This window comes from Kitasatospora sp. NPDC056184 (genome assembly GCF_042268405.1).
In the GTDB taxonomy this organism is placed as follows: Bacteria; Actinomycetota; Actinomycetes; order Streptomycetales; family Streptomycetaceae; genus Kitasatospora.
Map to the genome: position 1 here is coordinate 73,405 of NZ_JBHJUI010000008.1, position 20,551 is coordinate 93,955.

The 20,551-nt window shown below is 74.3% G+C and carries 17 protein-coding genes; 5 read left to right on the plus strand and 12 right to left on the minus strand.

Translation table 11 applies throughout. From position 1 onward, the window contains the following. Positions 1-137: 137 nt before the first annotated feature. From pyrE to ACFC0B_RS17865, 5 genes are all read right to left on the minus strand, one after another. Positions 138-674 carry an orotate phosphoribosyltransferase gene (pyrE, locus tag ACFC0B_RS17845; RefSeq protein WP_376086754.1) on the minus strand — a complete coding sequence of 179 codons (537 nt, stop codon included), beginning with the start codon at positions 672-674 and terminating at the stop codon, positions 138-140. A 287-nt stretch (positions 675-961) separates the two neighbouring features. Continuing rightward, the gene (locus tag ACFC0B_RS17850) at positions 962-2,044 is read right to left on the minus strand and encodes a hypothetical protein (RefSeq protein WP_376086755.1); all 1,083 of its coding nucleotides are present in this window, start codon (positions 2,042-2,044) and stop codon (positions 962-964) included. A 215-nt stretch (positions 2,045-2,259) separates the two neighbouring features. After that, positions 2,260-3,909, minus strand: coding sequence for a spermidine synthase (locus ACFC0B_RS17855; protein WP_376086756.1), 1,650 nt, complete (start codon positions 3,907-3,909; stop codon positions 2,260-2,262). A 136-nt stretch (positions 3,910-4,045) separates the two neighbouring features. Next, entirely contained in the window at positions 4,046-4,573 is a 528-nt protein-coding gene (locus ACFC0B_RS17860; RefSeq protein ID WP_376086757.1) for a DUF2617 family protein, read from the minus strand. A 526-nt stretch (positions 4,574-5,099) separates the two neighbouring features. Further along, complete coding sequence (locus tag ACFC0B_RS17865; RefSeq protein WP_376086758.1) at positions 5,100-6,260, minus strand: pyridoxal phosphate-dependent aminotransferase; 1,161 nt, start codon at positions 6,258-6,260, stop codon at positions 5,100-5,102. A gap of 241 nt (positions 6,261-6,501) precedes the next feature. On the opposite strand from ACFC0B_RS17865, the gene ACFC0B_RS17870 reads away from it, so the two are divergent. Both ACFC0B_RS17870 and ACFC0B_RS17875 read left to right on the plus strand, forming a co-directional pair. After that, positions 6,502-7,017: a hypothetical protein gene (locus ACFC0B_RS17870; protein WP_376086759.1), complete on the plus strand. Its 516-nt coding sequence runs from the start codon at positions 6,502-6,504 to the stop codon at positions 7,015-7,017. Positions 7,018-7,021: 4 nt separating this feature from the next. Next, on the plus strand, positions 7,022-8,131 hold the full coding sequence (locus ACFC0B_RS17875; RefSeq protein WP_376086760.1) for a peptidase: 1,110 nt from the start codon (positions 7,022-7,024) through the stop codon (positions 8,129-8,131). A 96-nt stretch (positions 8,132-8,227) separates the two neighbouring features. Here ACFC0B_RS17875 and ACFC0B_RS17880 read toward each other — a convergent pair whose 3' ends face one another. The 3 genes from ACFC0B_RS17880 to ACFC0B_RS17890 all read right to left on the minus strand — a co-directional run bounded on the left by ACFC0B_RS17880 (position 8,228) and on the right by ACFC0B_RS17890 (position 12,696). Continuing rightward, on the minus strand, positions 8,228-8,791 hold the full coding sequence (locus tag ACFC0B_RS17880; RefSeq protein WP_376086761.1) for a YbjN domain-containing protein: 564 nt from the start codon (positions 8,789-8,791) through the stop codon (positions 8,228-8,230). Positions 8,792-8,973: 182 nt separating this feature from the next. Then, on the minus strand, positions 8,974-11,595 hold the full coding sequence (clpB, locus tag ACFC0B_RS17885; RefSeq protein ID WP_376086762.1) for an ATP-dependent chaperone ClpB: 2,622 nt from the start codon (positions 11,593-11,595) through the stop codon (positions 8,974-8,976). A gap of 72 nt (positions 11,596-11,667) precedes the next feature. Beyond that, positions 11,668-12,696, minus strand: a complete 1,029-nt coding sequence (locus ACFC0B_RS17890; protein ID WP_376086763.1) for a LysR family transcriptional regulator — start codon at positions 12,694-12,696, stop codon at positions 11,668-11,670. Positions 12,697-12,766: 70 nt separating this feature from the next. Between ACFC0B_RS17890 and ACFC0B_RS17895 the strand changes: the two genes are divergently transcribed. The 3 genes from ACFC0B_RS17895 to ACFC0B_RS17905 all read left to right on the plus strand — a co-directional run bounded on the left by ACFC0B_RS17895 (position 12,767) and on the right by ACFC0B_RS17905 (position 16,472). Beyond that, positions 12,767-13,879, plus strand: coding sequence for a TDT family transporter (locus ACFC0B_RS17895; protein ID WP_376086764.1), 1,113 nt, complete (start codon positions 12,767-12,769; stop codon positions 13,877-13,879). 606 nt (positions 13,880-14,485) lie between these two features. After that, entirely contained in the window at positions 14,486-15,517 is a 1,032-nt protein-coding gene (locus ACFC0B_RS17900) for a LuxR C-terminal-related transcriptional regulator (RefSeq protein ID WP_376086765.1), read from the plus strand. Further along, positions 15,504-16,472 carry a LuxR family transcriptional regulator gene (locus ACFC0B_RS17905; protein WP_376086766.1) on the plus strand — a complete coding sequence of 323 codons (969 nt, stop codon included), beginning with the start codon at positions 15,504-15,506 and terminating at the stop codon, positions 16,470-16,472. Before ACFC0B_RS17900 ends, ACFC0B_RS17905 begins: the two co-directional genes overlap by 14 nt. 7 nt (positions 16,473-16,479) lie before the next feature. Here ACFC0B_RS17905 and ACFC0B_RS17910 read toward each other — a convergent pair whose 3' ends face one another. The 4 genes from ACFC0B_RS17910 to dnaJ form a co-directional block, all read right to left on the minus strand. Further along, positions 16,480-17,106, minus strand: a complete 627-nt coding sequence (locus tag ACFC0B_RS17910; protein ID WP_344335757.1) for a hypothetical protein — start codon at positions 17,104-17,106, stop codon at positions 16,480-16,482. 545 nt (positions 17,107-17,651) lie between these two features. Further along, the gene (locus tag ACFC0B_RS17915; RefSeq protein ID WP_376086767.1) at positions 17,652-18,662 is read right to left on the minus strand and encodes a LuxR family transcriptional regulator; all 1,011 of its coding nucleotides are present in this window, start codon (positions 18,660-18,662) and stop codon (positions 17,652-17,654) included. Positions 18,663-18,856: 194 nt separating this feature from the next. Beyond that, positions 18,857-19,372: a heat shock protein transcriptional repressor HspR gene (locus ACFC0B_RS17920; protein ID WP_376086768.1), complete on the minus strand. Its 516-nt coding sequence runs from the start codon at positions 19,370-19,372 to the stop codon at positions 18,857-18,859. A gap of 7 nt (positions 19,373-19,379) precedes the next feature. Next, complete coding sequence (gene dnaJ, locus ACFC0B_RS17925) at positions 19,380-20,534, minus strand: molecular chaperone DnaJ (RefSeq protein ID WP_376086769.1); 1,155 nt, start codon at positions 20,532-20,534, stop codon at positions 19,380-19,382. Between the last annotated feature and the right edge of the window lie 17 nt (positions 20,535-20,551).

Sequence of the window (20,551 nt, forward strand, 5' to 3'; positions counted from 1 at the left end):
GCCGCCCCGGCGGGGGGGGGCCCCCCCGGGGGGGTTTGGCGCGCCTCGGGGGGTTGGTCCTGGGGGGGGGGGGTTTTTTTATCCTTAAAAACCCCCCGCCCCCGGCCGTTCGCCTGTGCGGAGGGGGAGGGGTGGGCTCAGAGGCCCAGGTCCTCCAGGGTGTACGCGGTGACGTACGGCAGGCCCTCGGCCTCGACCGCGGCGGCGCCGCCGCGCTCGACGATCACCGCGACGCCGACCACCTCGGCGCCCGCCTCGCGGAGCGCCTCGACGGCGGTCAGCACCGAGCCGCCGGTGGTGGAGGTGTCCTCGACGGCCAGCACCCGGCGGCCCTTGACCTCCGGGCCCTCGATCCGGCGCTGCAGGCCGTGCGCCTTGCCGGCCTTGCGGACCACGAACGCGTCCAGCTCACGGCCGCGCGCGGCGGCGGCGTGCAGCATCGAGGCGGCGACCGGGTCGGCGCCCAGGGTCAGCCCGCCGACGGCGTCGTAGTCCAGGTGGGCGGTGGCGTCCAGCATCACCCGGCCGACCAGCGGCGCGGCCTGGCCGTCCAGCGTGATCCGGCGCAGGTCGACGTAGTAGTCGGCCTCCTTGCCGGAGGAGAGGGTGACCTTGCCGTGGACGACGGCCTTGTCCTTGATCTGTGCCAGCAGGGCGTCGCGGTCGTTGCTCATGAGCGTCCAGTCTAGGCCCTCTCTTTCGGATCACGCCGGGCGGGCGCCGCCGGAGCACGCACCTCGACGGCTTGTCGTCGGTCGCCGATGGCCCCCAGCCTGGCGGCCGGGAGGTGCCCCCACCGCATGGACTCCCTCCTCCGCACCGCCAATGCACGCACGCATGGGGGTACCCCCGGCCGAAGGCTGGGGGAGACGCCCGCTGATCCGACGTGATCCGAAGGAGAGGGCCCAGGCCCTCTCCTTCGGATCCCCGCCCGGGCCGCGCCCCGGCCCCGAGCCGGCCGCTAGCGCCGCCGCAGGGCCCTGACCAGCACCACCGCGCCGCCCAGCAGGGCCACCCCGCCGCCGGCGATCACCCACGGCACCGCGCTGCGGCCGCCGGTGCCCGGCACCACGATGCCGCCGGCGTCCCCGCCCCAGCGGGTGGCGGCCCGGGCCCGGGCGCTGCGGGCGGGCAGGGCGGGCGCGTACGGGCCGCGCGGCGGGGCGTGGTCGACCTCCTCGGCGGAGCGGCCGACGATGCTGCGGCGCACCGGGCCGCCGAGCACCGGCTCCTGCTCGTAGCCGAACGGCAGCTCGGCGGGGAGCTCGGCGGACACCTCCTCCTCGGCCGCGGCGGCGGGCTCCTCGGCCGCGGCCGGCTCCTCCACGTCGTCGTCGTCTGCGTCGGCGTTCCCGAGCGGGAGGCCGAAGCGCTCCGCGTCGGCGTCGGAGAAGGCGATGAGGTCGGAGAGGTCGTCGTCGAGGTCGTCGCCGGGCTCGTCCTCGCGGTCCTCCTGGCGGCTCTCCAGGAACACCACGGTGGCCTCCTCGGCCGCGCCGTCCTGGTCGCCCGCGGCGTCCGCGTTGTCCGCGTCGTCCTCGCTGCCGCCGCTCCCGGTCCCGCCGTCGCTCTCGGCGTCGAGCTCGGCCTCGGTCTCGTCGTCCGGGGAGGTCAGGGCGGTGGCGAAACGGTCCAGCAGCCGGCGGCCGGCCGCGGCGAGCGTCTCGTCGTCGAACTCGGTGAGCCGCCCGGTGGCGCTCAGGTCACCGGTGAAGCGGACCACCGCGGTCCCCTCCGCGGCGCCCTCGGCGACGCTGATCCGGACGGTCGCGGTGGCCTCGCCGCCGCCGCGCGCCTCCTGCCCCTCGGCGAACGCGGTCAGCACGCCCTCGCGGCCCTCGATCAGCGAGAGCACGCCCTTGTACGTGATGGTGGAGGTGCCGATCCGCAGCTTCAACCGCCCGCCGATCTCCTCCGCCCCGCCACTGCCGACGGCGGCGGGTTCGGTGCTCAGCCCCGGCACGGAACGCGCCAGCAGCGCGGGATCCTGCAGGGCCTGCCGGACCTGCCCGGCCGGCATCGGGACGACAACCTCATGCTCCATGCCACGGAGCCTACCGACCGAACCCCCTCCCGGCCCCGCCCTGTCCCCTACCTGCCGCCGCGCTCCACCGCTCACGCGCCCCCTGCGACCGCCCCGTCGGCGTTCCGCCCGCGTGCTCCCGCAGGGGTCCCCGGGGCGGGGCCCGAGGGCCGTGCGGCGGTTGCGGGACCCCCGCCCCCGCGGCCGCCCGGCGGCGGCGCTCCTCCCTCCCCCCGTCAGTGCGGCCCGAGGAGGGTGAGCGCGGCGGGAGGGTGGAGCGGGCGGAGGGCGGTGAGGCGGGCGGCGGAGGCGCGCAGGGCGTCCGGGGTGAGGGCGCGGGGCGGCGGCGCGTCCGGGGCGAGGGTGAGCGGCGGCTGGGCGGCCGCGGCGAGCAGGAAGCTCTGGCTGCCCTCCGGCCCCGGGCGGCAGCTGGCCGTCGCGCTGCCCGCGACCGCGTACGGAACGGTCCGCAGCCCGGCGGCCCGCAGCCCCGACTCCGCCTGCCACAGGCCCTTCCGGCCGTGCTGCTCGTCGCCGCCGCGGACGGCGAGCCGCCCGCCGGGGGCGAGCAGCCGGGTGGTGAGGCCGTAGAACTCCTGGGAGTGGAACGTCACCGGCCCGCCGTCGGCGGGCGCGGGCAGGTCGGCGAGGACGACGTCGAAGGACTCCCCGGGGCCGGGGCGGACGGTGCGCAGCCACTCCAGCGGGTCGGCCTGGGCCGTGCGCACCCGGGGGTCGTCCAGCGAGCGGCCGGAGAGCGCGGCGAGGCCGGGGTCGGTGCGGGCGAGCCGGGGGAGCGCCGGGTCGCGGTCGACCACCAGCACGGAGCGCACGCCGCGGTGCCGCAGCACCTCCCGCAGGGCCAGTCCGTCCCCGCCGCCGAGCAGCAGCACCCGGGCGTCCGGCCCGGCGGCCATCGCCGGGTGGACCAGGCCCTCGTTGCCCCGGTACTCGTCGGGCCCGCAGACCGCGAGCCGGCCGTCGAGGTAGAGCCGCAGCGGCCCCTCGGCGGGGCCGGTGAGCACGATCTCCTGGTCCCGGTTCTGGCTGACGGAGCGGACCTGCCCGCCGTACAGCGCCTGCCGGGCGGCGCGTTCGATCGCGCCGGACCAGGCGGCGGCCGCGGCGAGCAGGGCCAGGACGAGCCCGCAGCCGCCCCAGAGCAGCAGCCGCACCCGGGGCGCCGGTTCCTCGCGGAAGAGCCAGAGCACCACGGCGCCCCCGGCGACGGCGTTGACCGCGCCGGTGACCAGCGCACCGTCGCCGGGGCCGAGGACGGGCAGGATGAGGAACGGGAAAGCGAGCCCGCCGATCAGCGCGCCGACGTAGTCGGCGGCGAACAGGTCGGCGGCGGCGCGTCCGGCGTCCTCGCGGCGGATCCGCTGGACGAGGGTCATCAGCAGCGGGATCTCGGCCCCGATGAGGACGCCGATGAGGCAGGTCAGCCCGACCACCACGGCCCGGTGGTGGCCGACCCAGGCCCAGCAGGAGTAGACCGCCAGGACGGACAGGCCGCCGGTGAGCGCGAGGGCGCACTCGACCAGGGCGAAGGCGGTGGCCGGCCGTCGGGTGAACCGCTTGGCGAGCAGCGAGCCGAGGCCCATCGCGAACACCATGACGGAGAGCACGACCGAGGTTTGGGTGACCGAGTCCCCGAGCAGATAGTCGCCGAGAGCCACGAGTTCCAGCTCGTAGACGAGGCCGCAGGCCGCGCAGACGAACGCGGCCAGCAGGACGGTCAACCGGGCGAGTTCGGGGCGGGCGCGCAGTCGGGAGCGGCGGCGGGTCGGCAGCGGGGTCAGGCTCCGCCCGGGCCGGGGCGGGCTGCCGTCGTCGAGGTCGAGGCTCGGCTGTGCGGGCGGCGGACCGGCCGGATGATTGATCACGAACAAACGCTAGGCGACGTGCGGGACGGACGGCTGCGCCCATTCGAAGGACAGCGCGGTATGGCAGGTTGACGAATCGTTCCTGCGTGCGAATGAAAGCCGATCTCCTGATCTATGAGCGGCTCGTCGGTGGCGGTCATCGGGACACCACCAGCGAGGACCGGGTGCAGACCAGCCGTCCCTCCTGTGGATAGGCGTGCCAGGTGCGCCAGAGCAACCGGTCCGCCCCGCCCTGGGCGACCAGCGCGGTGAAGGCGCTGGGGTCACCGGGGAAGACGCCGGCCAGACCGCGCGGATGCCCCTCGACCAGGGCCAGCAACTCCTGTGCGCGGGCGGCGAAGTCGTGCGGCGGCAGCGCCTCGATCCGGGCGGCGAACTCGTACTCCCAGCCGTCCACCTGTTTGGCCACCCGGGCGGGCAGCGGCGTGCGGCGGCCGGGCAGGCAGGCGACGGTCTCCAGGCAGCGGCCCGGCCCGGCGGCGATCGCCACCTGGTGGGAGGCGCCCAGCAGGCGCAGCTGGAGGGTGCCGGACGGGCCGGGGTGGCCGGGGCCGTCGAGTCTCAGGTCGCGGACCGCGAGGGCGGGCAGCGGTTCGCCGCCCAGGCACCAGGCCAGGTCACCCGCGCGGGTGTCCGTGTAGGAGGTCTGCAAAGTGGTGAGCATGCTCGGCTCCGCGTTTCAGCTCCGTGCGCGCCCGCCGAGCAGCAGCGAGTAGGCCCAGGCAAAGGCGAGGCTGTTCGTGGCTGTGCGGTCCAGGGCGCGGCCGACCGTGGAAGGAAGGATTCCGGCTGGAGATTCAGCAGCAGAGAAGCACGAATACGCCGGGTCCGTCGGTGATTTACCCAACTTTGTCAAGCATTCACCGTTTCGAGCACATCTGCTTCCCTGCTCTGATCGACCCGGTGTGCGACTATGCACAGCGCGCGCCCCTCGCCCCGGCCCACGCGCCGTCTGCGCCGTTCACGCGCTGCCCGCACGTCCTGTGCGCCCCACCCCCTTCGCCCCGGGCGCACCGCCCCCGCCGTCCCGCCCCGCCGCCCGGTCCGGGCCCTGCCGCGAAGACGGCGGCGAATGGCCCGGTGGGTAGCAGAACCGCTACCCACCGGGGATTTGACGATTCGTCAGAACGCGCGAGAGGTCGGTGCTCCGGGTGCGTGGCGTCACCCGGGCGCACCCGGCTCGCCGGCCGTCAGAGCCGGGACAGCCGCTCGACCGCCTCCTCCAGGACGGCGGTCCGCTTGCAGAAGGTGAACCGCACCAGCGGGCGGCCGGCCTCGACGTCGTCGTAGAAGACGGCGTTGGGGATGGCGACGACGCCGCAGCGCGCCGGGAGGGTGCGGCAGAAGGCGATGCCGTCCTTCTCGCCCAGGGGGGTGATGTCGGTGGTGATGAAGTAGGTGCCCTCGGGGAGGAAGACCCGGAAACCGGCGGCGGTGAGGCCCTCGGCGAGCAGGTCGCGCTTGTGCAGCAGGTCGGCGCGGAGGTCGCCGAAGTAGCCGTCCGGCAGCCGCAGCGCCTCGGCGACGGCGTACTGGAAGGGGCCGGCGCTGACGTACGTGAGGTACTGCTTGGCGGTGCGGACGGCGGCGACCAGTTCGGGGGTGCCGGTCACCCAGCCGACCTTCCAGCCCGTGAAGGAGAAGGTCTTGCCGGCCGAGGAGATGGAGACGGTGCGCTCGCGCATACCGGGGAGGGCGGCGAGGGGGTGGTGGGCGCCGGTGAAGACGAGGTGCTCGTAGACCTCGTCGGTGACCACCAACAGGTCGTGCTCGACCGCGAGTTCGGCGATGGCGGTGAGCTCGTCGGGAGTGAGGACGAGGCCGGTCGGGTTGTGCGGGGAGTTGAGCAGCAGCAGCCGGGTGCGGGGGGTGACCAGGGCGCGCAGCTCGTCCAGGTCCGGCCGGAAGGACGGCGCCCGGAGGGTGAGCGGGACGCGGACGGCACCGGCCATGGCGATGCAGGCGGCGTACGAGTCGTAGAAGGGTTCGAAGGCGATCACCTCGTCGCCGGGCTCCAGCAGCGCGAGCAGCGTCGCGGCGATGGCCTCGGTGGCGCCGGCGGTGACCAGGACCTCGGTGTCCGGGTCGTAGGTCAGGCCGTGGAAGCGCTGCTGGTGCTCGGCGACGGCCTGCCGCAGCTCGGGGACGCCGGGGCCCGGCGGGTACTGGTTGCCGCGCCCCTCGCGCAGGGCCCGGACGGCCGCCTCGCGGACCTCCTCGGGGCCGTCGGTGTCCGGGAACCCCTGGCCGAGGTTGATCGAGCCGGTGGCCGTGGCCAGGGCGGACATCTCCGCGAAGATCGTCGTTCCCATGCCCGCCAGTCGGCGGTTCAACAGTGGCCTCGCACCCATCACGGCTCCTCACAGATCGCGGTCGGGCCAATCCTCCGACGGCCGCGGGCCGCGGACAAGCTCCCGGGGCGCCGCGCGGTCCCCGGCGTCCCGGCGGGGCGGTCCGGTCCGCGATCCGGCTGAAATACGGCTCCTCTGGCGGAGTGCGGCGGATCGCGGCTTGCGGGAACCGGTCACCGGCTTTTGCCTGACATCACGTCACTCAGAACGCCCGTCGGCGGGCGTCGTCCCGGGAGCAGTCATGCGCTTACGAATCATCTCCGTCGCGGCCGCGGCCGCCGCCCTCGCCGTGGTCCAGCCGGGTACCGCCGTCGCGGCGTTCGACCCCAGCACCACGCTCACGTTCGTCGTCACGTCCGGCGCGCTGACGATGACGGTGCCGGTCAGCGCCGCCCTCGGTTCGGGAGCGCCGGGCACCCAGGTCGGCGCGCCGATCGGGCCGGTGACCGTCACCGACCTGCGCGCCCTTCTCTCGGCCTCCTGGACGGTGACCGCGTCGTCGACGGACTTCACCAACGGTCCGTCGACGATTCCGGCGACCAGCGCGACCTACACGCCCGGGACGGTGACGACGACCGGCACCATCACCGTCACCCCGACGAGCGTGACACTGAGCAACTCCCCGCAGGCGGTGGTCACCGGGAGCAGCGGTGTCGGCGACAACACCGCGACCTGGAACCCGACGGTCGCCGTCGCCCTGCCCGCCGGCGCCATCGGCGGGATCTACACCGGAACGCTGACCCACTCCGTTGCGTGACCGGATGAGGGGTGCGCGCCGGTACCGGGTCCTGCTGGCGGTGCCGGCCGTCGTCCTGGCGGTCGGGGTGCTCCCGGCAGCGGCGGACGGGATGCCCTCGACACCCCCGACACCCCCGACACCCCCGACATCCTCGACGCCCGCGACATCCCCGACGCCCGCGCCCCCGGGGAAGCCCGCGACGCCCTCCGCACGGCCGGGCCCCGCGGAGCGGAGCATCGGCATCAAGCTGCTCGACGCTCCGGAGAACCGCCGTGACGACCCCCGGGCGCAGGCGTACATCGTCGACCACGTCGCGCCGGGCTCGACCGTCGAGCGGCGGGTGGAGGTCTCCAACGAGTCGTCCGTGCCGATGCGCGTCAGCGTCTACGCCGGGGCGGCCGGCATCGAGAAGGGGCAGTTCACCTTCGCACCGGAGCGCACCCCCAACGAGCTGACCGGCTGGACGTCGCTCGACACGACGGACCTCGATCTGGCGCCCTCGGCCACGGCCCGCGTGCGCACCACCATCCGGGTCCCCGGGGAGGCCGCCGCCGGGGAGCGGTACGGCGTCATCTGGGCCCAGACGGCCGCTCCCGCGGACCGCTCGCGGAACCTGACGATCCTGGGACGGGTCGGGGTCCGCATGTACGTCGACGTCGGTCCCGGCGGTGAGCCGCCCGCGGACTTCGCGATCGAGCGGCTCTATCCGACCAGGGCCCGCGACGGGCGGGGGGAGCTCCACGCCCGGGTCCGCAACACGGGGGGCCGTGCCCTGGACATCGGCGGGGCGCTCTCGCTCCGCGACGGGCCGGGCGGGCTACGCGCCGGGCCCTTCCCGGTGAAGGCGGGCACCACGCTGGCCCCGGGGGACGCCGGGGAGGCGTTCGTCCCGCTGGACGCGGGGCTGCCGGACGGCCCGTGGACCGTGGAGCTCACGCTCCGGAGCGGCCTGGCCGAGCACACCGCGCGCGCCACCGTCACCTTCCCGAGGGATCCCGGCGGCGCCGGGGCGGTCGAGGCGTCGGCCGCCGGGTCGGGGACCCTCCCGACCCCCGTGAGGGTCGGGCTCTCCGCCCTCCTCCTCGCCGCCCTGGGCGTCCTGCTCCACCGGCACCGCCGGCGCCGCCGCTGACCGCTCCGGCCGCCGGTCCCCGCCGCCCGTCCGGGCACGGCGACGGCCCGCCACCGGGTGCCGGTGGCGGGCCGTGCGGGGGAGTCCCCCGGGAGGTCAGTTCTGGTCGGTGCCGTCGGACGGCTTGCCCTCGCCGTCCTCGCCCTCGATGTCGTCCTGCAGGCCGAGGCGCTCGACGATCCACTGCTCGAAGCCCACGGCGGCCTGGGTCCAGTTGGCGGTGGTGGTGACGAAGTAGTCCAGGTTGACGCCGGTGCCGACGATCATCTGGGCCTCGCCGATCAGGCGGACCACGCCGTCCTCGTGGGTGTGGGTGTAGACCTTGGGCCAGAGGGTCTCACGGTTCCACTCGTCGATCAGGTCGAGGATCTCGCCCTTCTTCTCCAGCGGGTACGGGCGGTCGTAGAACGCCCGGACCGCGAAGAGCTCCTTCTGCTCGCCGCGGAACATGTAGTAGACGCGGAAGCCCTCCCAGGGGGCGGTGAGGTCGCCCTCCTCGTCGACTCCGTGCTTGAGCTGCATCTGGTCGAGGAGCTGGCCCACCAGGTTCTGGTCCGGGACGATGATCGGCGGCGGGCCGGCCGGACGCCCGCCCTGGCCTCCGGGCTGGCCGCCCTGGGGCACGCCGAACGACGGGATGGACGACGGGTCGATGCTCATGGGGTCCTCTTCCTCAGTGCACGTGGTGGTCGGCAATGAGAGGCCGCCCTTCCGAGTCCATCCTGCCTCATCCGGGGCTCACCTCACAGGGGTGGCAGCGACCGCGAGGGGCATGGCCGGATCACGGCCCGCCCCCGGTGAATCCCGGGGCCGGGCCATGATCGTCCGGGCGTGACGGGCGGCTACTTCTCCAGCGGCCCGCGGGCACGGACGGTGAGCCTTTCGCCGTCCTCGTCCCGCTCGACCAGCACGGTGTCGCCGTCGTGCACCTGGCCCGCCAGGATCGACCTGGCCAGTTGGTCGCCGATCGCGGACTGCACCAGCCGGCGCAGCGGCCGGGCGCCGTACGCCGGGTCGTAGCCGGTGAGCGCCAGCCAGTCCCGGGCGGCCGCGGAGACCTCCAGGGTGAGCCGGCGGTCGCGCAGCCGGTCGCCCAGCCGGGACACCTGGAGGTCGACGATCCGGGTCAGCTCGGCGGTGCCCAGCGGGTCGAAGACGACGATGTCGTCGAGCCGGTTGAGGAACTCCGGCTTGAAGGCGGCCCGCACCGACTCCAGCACGAGGTCCTTCTTCCGCTCCTCCGGGGTGGCCGGGTCCACCAGGCTCGGTTCATTGAACGCGTGGCTGCCCAGGTTGGAGGTGAGGATCAGGATCGCGTTGCGGAAGTCCACCGTGCGGCCCTGGCCGTCGGTGAGCCGGCCGTCGTCGAGCACCTGCAGCAGCACGTCGAAGACCTCGGGGTGGGCCTTCTCCACCTCGTCCAGCAGCACCACGCTGTACGGGCGGCGGCGGACCGCCTCGGTGAGCTGGCCGCCCTCCTCGTAGCCGACGTACCCGGGCGGGGCGCCGACCAGGCGGGAGACCGAGTGCTTCTCGCCGTACTCGCTCATGTCGATGCGGACCATCGCCCGCTCGTCGTCGAAGAGGAAGTCGGCCAGGGCCTTGGCGAGTTCGGTCTTGCCGACGCCGGTCGGGCCGAGGAAGAGGAACGAGCCGGTCGGGCGGTCCGGGTCGGCGATGCCCGAGCGGGTGCGCCGCACGGCGTCCGAGACGGCCTGCACGGCCTCCGCCTGGCCGATCAGGCGGCGGCCCAACTCCTCCTCCATGCGCAGGAGCTTGGCGCTCTCGCCCTCCATCAGCCGGCCGGCCGGGATGCCCGTCCAGGAGGCCACCACATCGGCCACGTCGTCCGGGCCGACCTCCTCCTTGACCATCGAGGCGGAGGAGTCCTCGCCGGCGGCGCGCTCCTGGGCGTCGGTGAGCTCCTTCTCGGCGGCCGGGATCTCGGCGTACATCAGCTTGGACGCGCGCTCGAAGTCGCCGTCCCGCTGGGCGCGTTCGAGCGCGCCGTGCAGGTCGTCCAGCCGCTCCTTGAGCTCGCCGACCCGGTTCAGGCTCTTCTTCTCCTGCTCCCAGCGGGCCGTGAGCACGCTCAACTGCTCGTTCTTGTCGGCGAGATCGCGGCGCAGCTTGGCCAGCCGGTCGACCGAGGCCGGGTCCGACTCCTTCTCCAGGGCCAGCTCCTCCATCCGCAACCGGTCGACGGCGCGCTGGAGCTCGTCGATCTCGACCGGGGAGGAGTCGATCTCCATCCGCAGCCGGGAGGCCGCCTCGTCGACCAGGTCGATCGCCTTGTCGGGCAGGAAGCGGGAGGTGATGTACCGGTTCGAGAGGGTGGCCGCGGCGACCAGCGCGGCGTCCGCGATCTGCACCTTGTGGTGCGCCTCGTACCGGCCCTTGAGGCCGCGCAGGATGGCGATGGAGTCCTCGACGCTGGGCTCGCCGACCAGCACCTGCTGGAAGCGGCGCTCCAGCGCCGGGTCCTTCTCGATCCGCTCGCGGTACTCGTCCAGGGTGGTGGCGCCGACCATCCGCAGCTCGCCGCGGGCCAGCATCGGCTTGAGCATGTTGCCGGCGTCCATCGCGGAGTCGCCGCCGGCGCCCGCGCCGACCATGGTGTGCAGCTCGTCGATGAAGGTGACGACCTGGCCGTTGCTCTGCTTGATGTCGTTGAGGACGGCCTTCAGCCGCTCCTCGAACTCGCCGCGGTACTTGGCGCCGGCCACCATCGCGCCGAGGTCCAGGGCGACCAGGCGCTTGCCGCGCAGCGACTCCGGCACGTCGCCGGCCACGATCCGCTGGGCCAGGCCCTCGACGACGGCGGTCTTGCCGACGCCGGGCTCGCCGATCAGCACCGGGTTGTTCTTGGTCCGGCGGGAGAGCACCTGGACCACCCGGCGGATCTCCTGGTCCCGGCCGATCACCGGGTCGAGCTTGCCGTCGCGGGCGGCCTGGGTGAGGTCGGTGCCGTACTTCTCCAGCGCCTTGTAGGTGCCCTCCGGGTCCGGCGAGGTGACCCGCGCGCTGCCCCGGACGTCCTTGAACGCGGCGAGCAGCGCCTTCGGGGTGGCGCCCTGCTGCACCAGCAGCTCGGCGACCGACCCGCCCTCGGCGGCCAGGCCGACCAGCAGGTGCTCGGTGGAGACGTACTGGTCGTCGAGGTCGTCGGCGCGCTTGCCGGCCTCGGTCAGCACGGCCAGGGTGTCGCGGGCCAGCTGCGGGGCGGCGACGGTGGTGCCCGACGCGCTGGGCAGCGCGGTGAGCCGGCGACGGCCCTCGGCGTCGATCCGGGACACGTCCGCGCCGACCGCCTCCAGCAGCGGCCTGGCGATGCCCTCGGGCTGTTCCAGCAGGGCGATCAGGATGTGCACCGGCTTGACGTCCGGGTTGCCGACGGCACCGGCCTGCCGGATCGCGGCGGACAGGGCGTCCTGCGTCTTGGTGGTGAACTTGCTGGCGTCCACTGCTGGGGGGTCCTCCCTCGTCGTGCGTGATGTCTGCTGGGTACAGCATGCACTAAGTTGAGTCTATTCCGCTCAACTTTTGGATGAACGGTCGGGGCGGACCCGCAGCGCGGGGCGTTCCGGCGCCGCGGTGCTCCTGCGGGCCGTCTCCGGCGGGAGGGCCCGGGCCTGCGCCATCCGCGCCTGGTGGGGCCCGGCCGTCCGCCGGGTCAGCGCCAGCAGCTCCCGGGCCGGCCCGGTCGGCCGCTGCCCGGACGGCCAGACCGCCCGCAGCGGCCGCCGCAGGTCCAGCTCCGGCGCCAGCCGCACCGCCACCAGCCGCCGGGTCGCCAGCTCCTCCACCACCGCCAGCTCGCTCAGGCAGACCGGCCCGGCCCCGGTCATCGCCGCCGACTTCAACGCCGTGGAGGAGGCCAGCTCCAGCCGCGGCGGCGCGGTGCCGCCGTACGGCGCCAGCGCCATCTCCAGCACCTCCCTGGTCCCCGAACCCGGCTCGCGCAGCACCAGCGCCGTCGCCGCCAGCTCCCGCCCGGACAGCGGCGAGCGGCGCCGGGCCCACGGATGGTCCGGCGCCACCACGAGCACCAGCCGGTCCGCCGCGACCACCGCGCCCGCCAGCCCGGCCGGCGGCAGCGGGCCCTCGACGAAGCCGAGGTCGGCGTCCCCGGCCAGCACGTGGCCGGCCACGTCCGCCGAGTTGGCGGTGCGCAGCGTCACCGCCGTGCCCGGGCTCACCGCGTGCAGCGCCATCAGCCAGCCCGGCATCAGGTACTCGGCGACGGTCAGGCTGGCCACCACGGTCAGCCGGGCGTCCCGGCGCTCGCGCAGCGCGTCGATCCCGGCGTCCAGGGCCTGCGCCGCCTCCACCACCTGCCGCGCCCACTCGACCACCAGCCGGCCCGCCTGGGTGGGCCGGGAGCCGCGCGGGGAGCGCTCCAGCAGCGGGACGCCGATCTGCCGCTCCATGCCCTTGATCCGGGCGCTCGCGGTCGGCTGGCTCACCCCGAGTTCGGCGGCCGCCCGGCCGACGCTGCCGAGCCGGGCCACCGCGAGCAGCAGCTCCAGCGCACCGAGTTCGGGGACGCGCGGGGAAAGGGCCATAGGTTCAGGCTATGCCCTCATAGAGCGTGCGGCGCTACCGGCGGTGGCCGCCCCGGGCGACGGTGGGGGTATGGCCACCCTGCTCAGCACCGCACCCCGCCCACGCCTGTCCACCCGCGTCCGCCGCCTCGACCTCGCCCAGCTCGGTCCGAACTGGTACGCGGCGGTCATGGGCACCGCGATCGTCGCCAACGGCGCGGCCGCCCTGCCGGTCCGGTGGCCCGGGCTGACCGGCTTCGCCGAGCTGATGTGGGCGCTCGCCCTGGCCGCCCTGCTGGTGCTCGGCACCGGCCGGGCCGTCCACCTCACCCGGCACCGGGCGGCCGCCCGCGAGCAGCTGCTGGACAACCCGGCCACCGCCGTCTTCTACGGCTGCCCGCCGATGGCGCTGCTCTCGGTCGGCCTCGGCACCCTGACCGTCGGCTCCCGGGTCGTCGGCACCGGCCCGGCCGTCGCGCTCGACCTCGTGCTCTGGACGGCCGGCACGCTGTACGCGCTCGCCGTCGCGGCCGGGATCCCGTACCTGATGATCACCCGGCACGGCGTCTCCCCGCTCGCCGCCAACCCGACCTGGCTGCTGCCGGTGGTCGCCCCGCTGGTCGCCTCCGCCACCGGCCCGGCGCTGGTCCCGCACCTGCCGGCCGGAGCCGCCCGGGAGGCCCTGCTGTACGGCTGCGCGGCCCTGTTCGGGATCGGGCTGCTCGCCACCCTGGCGCTGCTGCCGGTGGTGCTCACCGGACTGGTGCACAGCAAGCTGCCGGCCCTGGCGCTCACCCCGACGCTGTTCCTGGTGCTCGGCCCGCTGGGCCAGTCGACCACCGCCGTCCACCAGCTCGCCGACGCCGCCGGCCCGGTCCTGCCCGAGTCGGCGCACGCGGCGCGCGCCCTCGCCGAGCTGTTCGGGGTGGCGGTGCTCGGTGCGGCGATGCTCTGGCTGCTGCTCGCGCTGGCCGCCAACCTGCGCGCCCGGCGGGCCGGGATGGGGTTCGCGATGACCTGGTGGGCGTTCACCTTCCCGGTCGGCACCTGCGTCACCGGCGCGGCGGCGCTCGCCCGGCACACCGGGTTCGCCGGCTTCACCGCGCTCGCCGCCGGCCTGTTCGTCCTGCTGCTGGCCGGCTGGGCGCTCGCGGCGGGCGGCACGGCGGCCGCGCTGGCGGGCGGGCGGCTGCTGGCCCGCTGAGGCGGACCGAGCCCGGGAGCGGACCGGCCCGCCGGGGCGGACCGACCCCGGGAACCGGCCGGGGTTCCGGAACACGCGACTCCGCGACCGACCGGCCGGACGGTCGGAAAATCCCCGATCCACCTCGCTGACCTGCGCTTTCGCAGAAAGCGGAAGCGGGCCGCAACGGTACGCGCCCCACCGGCGGTGCAGGTTCCTGCAATTGCGAGAACATGCAGCAGGGCGGCACTTGTTCACCGGCCGTCACGCTGTGAGGGTGGAGTCACGCCAGGTCGTCCGGGCCATCGCAGCCCGATGACGGCGACTCGCTCTTCATTGCTGGATGCGACCGGCACGTCCGCACGTGCCTGCATATCGGGGGGAAGAGCGCCGGCCGGGACGCCATGTGTGGTGATGGCCCCCGGGACCGGAGCCGGCGAGGCGTTGCTGCTCCGCCTCGCCGGGAGCGCTGGGACCGCGGCGTACACCGGCGGTCCCCGGACCCGCGTGCGACGGCACCCGGGGTCCGGGGGACCGCCGGTTCCCAGTACCGTGATCACCGCCGGCCACCGCGCGCGGCGCGCGGTGCGCCAGAGACCCGAGAGCATCCGGCAGGGAGCGGTCGACGTGACGTTCGAGGCGACGGCGGACCCGGCGGCCGCCCCGGGCGGCCCGGTCGGGGCCGACGGCACGGTCGGTGCCGCGACCACCGGGGAGCCCGACGAGGCCGCCCGCCGGCTCTACCTCGCGATCCTCGCCGACGGCGGCCGGATGCGCATCGCCGACGTCCCCGAGACCGAGCAGGGCACCGTGCGCCGGCTGGTCTCCATCGGCCTGTTGATGACCAACCCCATGGACGCCTGCTACACCGCCGTCAGCCCCCGCTCGGTCAGCGACCGGCTCGGTGCGGAACTGCGCAGCGAGGCCACCCGGCTGCTGGTCCGCGCCGAGAGCCTCCCCGGCGCCCTGGACGCCCTCACCCGCGCCTACGACGCGATGCCCCGCCCGCCGGAGCGCTCCGGCGGCGCCGTCTACATCGAGGGCCACATCCACATCCGGCACCGGATCTCCCAACTGGTCGCCGACTGCCGCACCGAGGTGCTCACCGCCCAGCCCGGCGCCCGCCCGGCGGACGCGCTCAAGATCGCCATCCAGCAGGACGTCCAACTCCTCCAGCGCGGCTGCTCGCTGCGCACCATCTACCAGCCCGTGGCGTTCTCCGAGCCCCCCGCGCTCGCCTACGCCGAGGAGGTCACCCGGCGCGGCTCGCTGATCCGGATCCTGGACGAGCCCTTCGAGCGGCTGATGGTCTTCGACCGCTCGGTCGCGGTCATCTCCGCCACCGACGACCACAGCACCGCCGCGTTCATCACCGACCCGGCCGCGATCGCCTTCATCGTCAACGCCTTCGAACGCGACTGGTCCCGCGCCGACGCCACCGACTGGTCGGCGGTCCTCAGTCAGGGCCCCGCCCACAGCGCCCCCGAGCGCGTCGGCCGCCTGCTCGCCCGGGGCCTCACCCAGCGCGCCGTCGCCACCCGCCTCGGCCTGAGCGAACGCACCGTCGCCGCCCACATCTCCCGCCTGCGCGACCGCTACGGCGCCCAGACCCTCTTCCAGCTGGGCTGGCTGATGCGGGGCGGCCGTGACGACGGATGAGCCCACGCCCTCCGAACACGGCCTCTACCTGACCGCCCTCGCCAACGGCGGCCGGCTCGTCCCGCCGCTCACCGCCGACCCGGCGGCGCTGGCGGGCCTGGTCGCCCGCGGTCTGCTCGTCCGCACCGCGGGCGGGTACACCGCCGTCAGCCCGCGCACCGCCGGCGACCGCCGCGCCGCCGGCCTGCGCACCGAGGCGACCCGGCTGCTGGTCCGCGCCGAGCGCCTGCCCGACGCCCTCGCCCCGCTGAGCGCCGCCTTCGACGCCACCCGGCGCCCGGCCCCGGAGCCGTCCTACGTGGAGGGCCCGGAGGCCATCCGGCACCGGCTGTCCCTGCTGGTCGCCGAGTGCCGGGAGGAACTGCTGACGGCCCAGCCGGGGACCCGCCGGCGGGCCACCCTCCGACTGTCCCTCACCCAGGACGTGCCGCTGCTGATGACCGGGCGGCGGATCCGCACCATCTACCAGCCCGTGGTGCGCCGTCAGCCCGAGGTGATCGAGTACGCGCGCACGGTGGTCCCGCACGGTTCGCGGATCCGCCTGCTGGACGAGGCGTTCGACCGGATGATCATCGTCGACCGGGCCACCGCGGTCGTCTCCGCACAGGCCGACCACGGCGCCGCCGCGTTCATCACCGACCGGGCCACGGTGGACGCGCTGGTCGCCACCTTCGAGCGCGACTGGCGCCGCGCCGCCGTCGTCGACTGGTCGGCCGACGGTCCGCATCCGGTGGCCGACCGGATCGGCAGGCTCCTCGCCCGCGGCTTCACCCAGCGCGCCGTCGCCGCCCGGATCGGCCTGAGCGAGCGTTCGGTGGCCGGCCACATCGCCGGCTTGCGCGAACGCCACGGCGCCCGCACGCTGTTCCAGCTCGGCTGGCTGATGCGGGGCGACCACGACGGGCCGGGGCCGCACCGGACCGGTCGGCGGGCGAGGGGTGCCCGCGACGGCTGAGCCGCGGTCAGCCGGTGGCCGCGCCGGTGGGCCAGTAGCCGGACGGGCCGACGGCGGGGGGCTGCTGACGGGGCACGGTGAACTGCTCGCCGGGGGCGGTCCAGAAGCCCTCGCGCAGCGAGAGCGCCATGCCGGCCCAGTCGAGGGCGGTCTCCACGGTGTGGTGGAGGGCCTCCTGGGACCAGGTGTCGTCGAAGACCAGCGGGAGGACGGGGGCGACCTGCTCGATGGTGGCGATCAGCGGGTTGTGGGTGATCGCCTCGTCGACGAGCAGGACGATCGGCTTGCGCAGCGCCGAGGCCCAGCCCAGCTCCAGGCTCACGCCGGCCGAGAGCGGCGCGCCGACGTAGGCGAAGACCAGGTCCGCGGACTGCAGCGCGCGGAAGTCCGACGGCACGCGCGGCTCGGGGGCGCGCCCGGCGACGGTCCAGGCGTCGCTGTGGTGGGCGCTGTACACGGCGGCGCCGCTGCGCAGGAGGGTGGTGCGAAGGGTCGTCAGCCGCGTCCGGCTGGCGAGCGTCACCACGCTGTCCGCCGGCCCGGTCAACCGCATCAGCGGCGCGGCTAGGAACACGCGTGCACGCCGGCCCTCATGGGCCTGGCTGTCGTGGTGACGCAGGTAGGGCTCGGTCATGTCGACTCCGGGGATAGGTGCCAACTAGGCTGGTGCGCCCCGTTGGGTGGTGACCATCGGAATGCTGCTGCGCATTCGTTGCCGTCAAAACTAAGTTGTCGTGCTCATGTTTGGCTTTGTTGCCCCCGTGTTCTTCTCGACCGACTCTCCGGGGAGTGCACTGATCGTCTCTGTCGACCGCGACCACCGTCCACAGACCTGCGGTGTCATCTCGATGACTGGCAGAGAGATGACGCACTGGGAGCTCCGGCCCTCTGGCCCCGCGGTGCGGCGGTGCGGCATTATGTGGCAGGTTGTTCGAAACAATGGGCTGGATACCCGCGAAAAGCCCTGAATTGGAGAGAGGACATCATGTCTCGTATACGTCGAGTGGTTCGGTTTGTCCTGGTTCCACTCGCCGTTGGGGCGGCGATTCTCATTGGCGGCGCCGGCTCGGCGGACGACACGATCTGGAACATCCGGGTGGGTCACGACGCGTCGGCGGAGAAGACCGTCGCCCTCGCGACGGACACGATCTGGAACTGAACCCGGAGCCGGGGGACCGGTCACCCGTACAGTTCGGGATGCTCGCCGGTGCCGCTGTTGCGCGCCAGCGCGTAGCCGAGCTGGAACAGTGACTCCACGTTGTGCTCGTCCCGCATCTCGGCGAGGTGACGGGCGAGGGTCCGTTCGCTGATGCCCAGTCGGCGGGCGATCACCCGGTGGTTCACGCCTTCCAGCATCAGGTCGATGATCGTCTGCCGCATCCCGGAGACGACCTGCTGCGGGACGCCACGCGCGCCGTCGAAGTCCAGCGCGTGGCTCCAGTTCCGCTCGAAGACCTCGCTGATCAGATAGCTGATGACGGCTTGGTCGTGGATGAAAGCGGCGAGGTTGAGGTCCTCGGCGATGGGGATCACCGCGATGCGGCGGTCGATCACGATCAGGCGCGTGTAGGGCTCGTCGAGCGTCCGGACTCTGCCGCCCGCCTGCGTGATGGCGGCGACGTACTCCCGGGTGGGCGCGTGGTAGCGGGTGCTCGGGTGGTAGATCGTTCTGAGCGTGATCCCCAGCCGGAGGGCCTCCAGGTCCCGTTCGAGGATGCCCGCCAGGGCGTCGGACGGCCGGGGCCCGCCGGGCTGGGCCGCGAGTATCTCCTCGGCGGCACCCGCGACGATCTGCTGGACCCGCTGGTTGATCAGGACCTTGCCGCGGACGTACTCGATGGTGCCGCCGGCCTGTTCCGGCGAGTGGTAGGCGGCCGTGAGGTCGTGCAGCTCGTTGCTGAGCGCGGACGCGCGGGTGAGCAGGTCCAGGGCCTGGCGCTGCCAGCTCGCGCTGAGGCTCTCGGAGAGCTGCCGGGGGTCGACCGCGACCAGGACGTCGGGCTCGTCGGTGTCGGGGACGAGCAGGCCGAGGCCCACCAGCTCGTCCCGGGCCGCGTCGCCGCACAGGATTTCCGAGTCCTTGGGGAGCCGCCCGTTCTCCCCGATGATGGCCAGGTACAGCGCACGTGCCCCCTGGGAGAGGACGCCCGTCCCACCCGTGGTGGCACCGAGCTGCTCTCGTCCACTCATCTGAGGCTCCTTGCCGTGGCCGTGCTTACCGGTACTGCCAGGTATCCAAGCAGGAAACGCCGTGCAGCATGCCAGATCGGGCCTCGCCGGCGGGGGAAGCCCGGCCCGGTCCTCAGCACCCTCTCACCAACGCCGCGCCGCCGGCACCCCCCGGCCAGGGGGAAACCGGCGGCAGTGCGGCGGCGCGGCGGCCGTCAGCGCTTGGGGCGCCAGACCACGAGGGCGCTGGAGTGGGGGGTGGGGGGCTGGTAGGGGACGAGGTCGCGGCGGTAGGAGGCGTGGATGGTGGCCTCGCGCTGCTGGAGCGCCGTGGCGGCGCCCTCCAGGGAGTCGGCCAGCTCGGCGATCCGGGACTGGAGGGCGGTGACCTGGTTCTCCAGCTCGATGATCCGCTTGATGCCGGCCAGGTTGATGCCCTCGTCCTGGGAGAGCCGCTGGACCTCGCGCAGCTGCTGGATGTCGCGCGAGGAGTAGCGGCGGCCGCGCCCGGCGGTGCGGTCGGGGCAGACCAGGCCGAGCCGGTCGTACTGACGGAGGGTCTGCGGGTGCAGCCCGGAGAGCTCGGCGGCCACCGAGATCACGTAGACCGGGGTCTCCTCGGTGAGCACGTACTGGGGCTGCGGGGCGCTCCTGCGGGTGGTGCGACGGGCGCCGCCGCCACCGGGCAGGCCCTCGCCGAGGCCGGGGCCGATGGGGTCGTCGGGGGTCATCTGGTCGTCACGCTCCCTTCGCCGCCCGGAAGAGGGCGGCTCGTGGGTCGTCGGAGGCGGTCGCCTCGCGGTACTGCTCCAGAGCGGTCAGCGCGTCGCCGGTGACGTGCTGGGGTACCACGACCTCCACGGTGACCAGGAGGTCGCCGCGGGTGCCGTCCTTGCGGGTGGCGCCCTTGCCGCGGGCCCGCAGGGTGAGGCCGTTGGCGCTGCCCGGCGGCAGCTTCAGCTTCACCGACGGGCCGTTCAGGGTCGGCACCTCGATGGTGCCGCCGAGCGCGGCCTCGGGGAAGGTGACCGGGACGGTCACCGTCAGGTTGTCGCCCTTGCGCCCGAAGACCGGGTGGGCGTCGACGTGGACGGTGACGTACAGGTCGCCGGGCTGGCCGCCGCGCTCGCCCTGGGCGCCCTTGCCCTTGAGCCGGATCCGCTGGGCGTCCTGGACGCCGGCCGGGATCCGGACCTGCATGGTGCGGGCGGAGCTGGCGCGGCCGCTGCCGTGGCAGTCGGGGCACGGGTCGTCGACGATCATGCCGCGGCCGCGGCAGTCCCGGCAGGGCTCGGAGAGCGCGAAGGCGCCCTGGCCGCGGCTGACCGTGCCGGAGCCCACGCAGGTCGGACAGACCCGCGGCGTGGTGCCAGCCTTGGCGCCGGTCCCGTTGCAGAGCCGGCAGGGGGCCTGACTGGTCATCCGCAGCGGGACGGTGGCGCCGTCGACGGCCTCCTCGAAGGAGAGCGTCACCTCGGTCTCGACGTCGGCGCCGCGCCGCGGCTGGGCCTGCCGGCCGCCGCGGTTGAACAGGCCGCCGAAGACGTCGCCGAGCCCGCCCTGGCCGCCGCCGCCCTGGCTGCCGCTGAAGAGGTCGCCGAAGTCGAAGCTGTAGCTGCCGGTGCCACCGGGTCCGCCGGGGCGGAAGCCGCCGTTGGCGAACAGGCTGCGGGCCTCGTCGTACTCCTTGCGCCGCTTCTCGTCGGAGAGGACGTCGTACGCCTCGGAGATGTCCTTGAACCGCTCCTCGGCCTTGGTGTCGCCCTTGTTGGCGTCGGGGTGGAACTCGCGCGCCAGCTTGCGGTAGGTCTTCTTGATCTCCGTGGCGCTGGCGTCCTTGGGCACGCCGAGGACCTTGTAGTAGTCCTTCTCCACGTAGTCCTTGCCGCTCATGGCCGGCGCCACCTCCC

Coding starts and splice junctions, on each gene's coding strand:
- pyrE (WP_376086754.1), bottom strand. CDS start 674: ATGAGCAACGACCGCGACGCCCTGCTGGCACAGATCAAGGACAAGGCC.
- ACFC0B_RS17850 (WP_376086755.1), bottom strand. CDS start 2,044: ATGGAGCATGAGGTTGTCGTCCCGATGCCGGCCGGGCAGGTCCGGCAG.
- ACFC0B_RS17860 (WP_376086757.1), bottom strand. CDS start 4,573: ATGCTCACCACTTTGCAGACCTCCTACACGGACACCCGCGCGGGTGAC.
- ACFC0B_RS17865 (WP_376086758.1), bottom strand. CDS start 6,260: ATGGGTGCGAGGCCACTGTTGAACCGCCGACTGGCGGGCATGGGAACG.
- ACFC0B_RS17870 (WP_376086759.1), top strand. CDS start 6,502: ATGCGCTTACGAATCATCTCCGTCGCGGCCGCGGCCGCCGCCCTCGCC.
- ACFC0B_RS17875 (WP_376086760.1), top strand. CDS start 7,022: ATGAGGGGTGCGCGCCGGTACCGGGTCCTGCTGGCGGTGCCGGCCGTC.
- ACFC0B_RS17880 (WP_376086761.1), bottom strand. CDS start 8,791: ATGAGCATCGACCCGTCGTCCATCCCGTCGTTCGGCGTGCCCCAGGGC.
- ACFC0B_RS17890 (WP_376086763.1), bottom strand. CDS start 12,696: ATGGCCCTTTCCCCGCGCGTCCCCGAACTCGGTGCGCTGGAGCTGCTG.
- ACFC0B_RS17895 (WP_376086764.1), top strand. CDS start 12,767: ATGGCCACCCTGCTCAGCACCGCACCCCGCCCACGCCTGTCCACCCGC.
- ACFC0B_RS17910 (WP_344335757.1), bottom strand. CDS start 17,106: ATGACCGAGCCCTACCTGCGTCACCACGACAGCCAGGCCCATGAGGGC.
- ACFC0B_RS17915 (WP_376086767.1), bottom strand. CDS start 18,662: ATGAGTGGACGAGAGCAGCTCGGTGCCACCACGGGTGGGACGGGCGTC.
- ACFC0B_RS17920 (WP_376086768.1), bottom strand. CDS start 19,372: ATGACCCCCGACGACCCCATCGGCCCCGGCCTCGGCGAGGGCCTGCCC.
- dnaJ (WP_376086769.1), bottom strand. CDS start 20,534: ATGAGCGGCAAGGACTACGTGGAGAAGGACTACTACAAGGTCCTCGGC.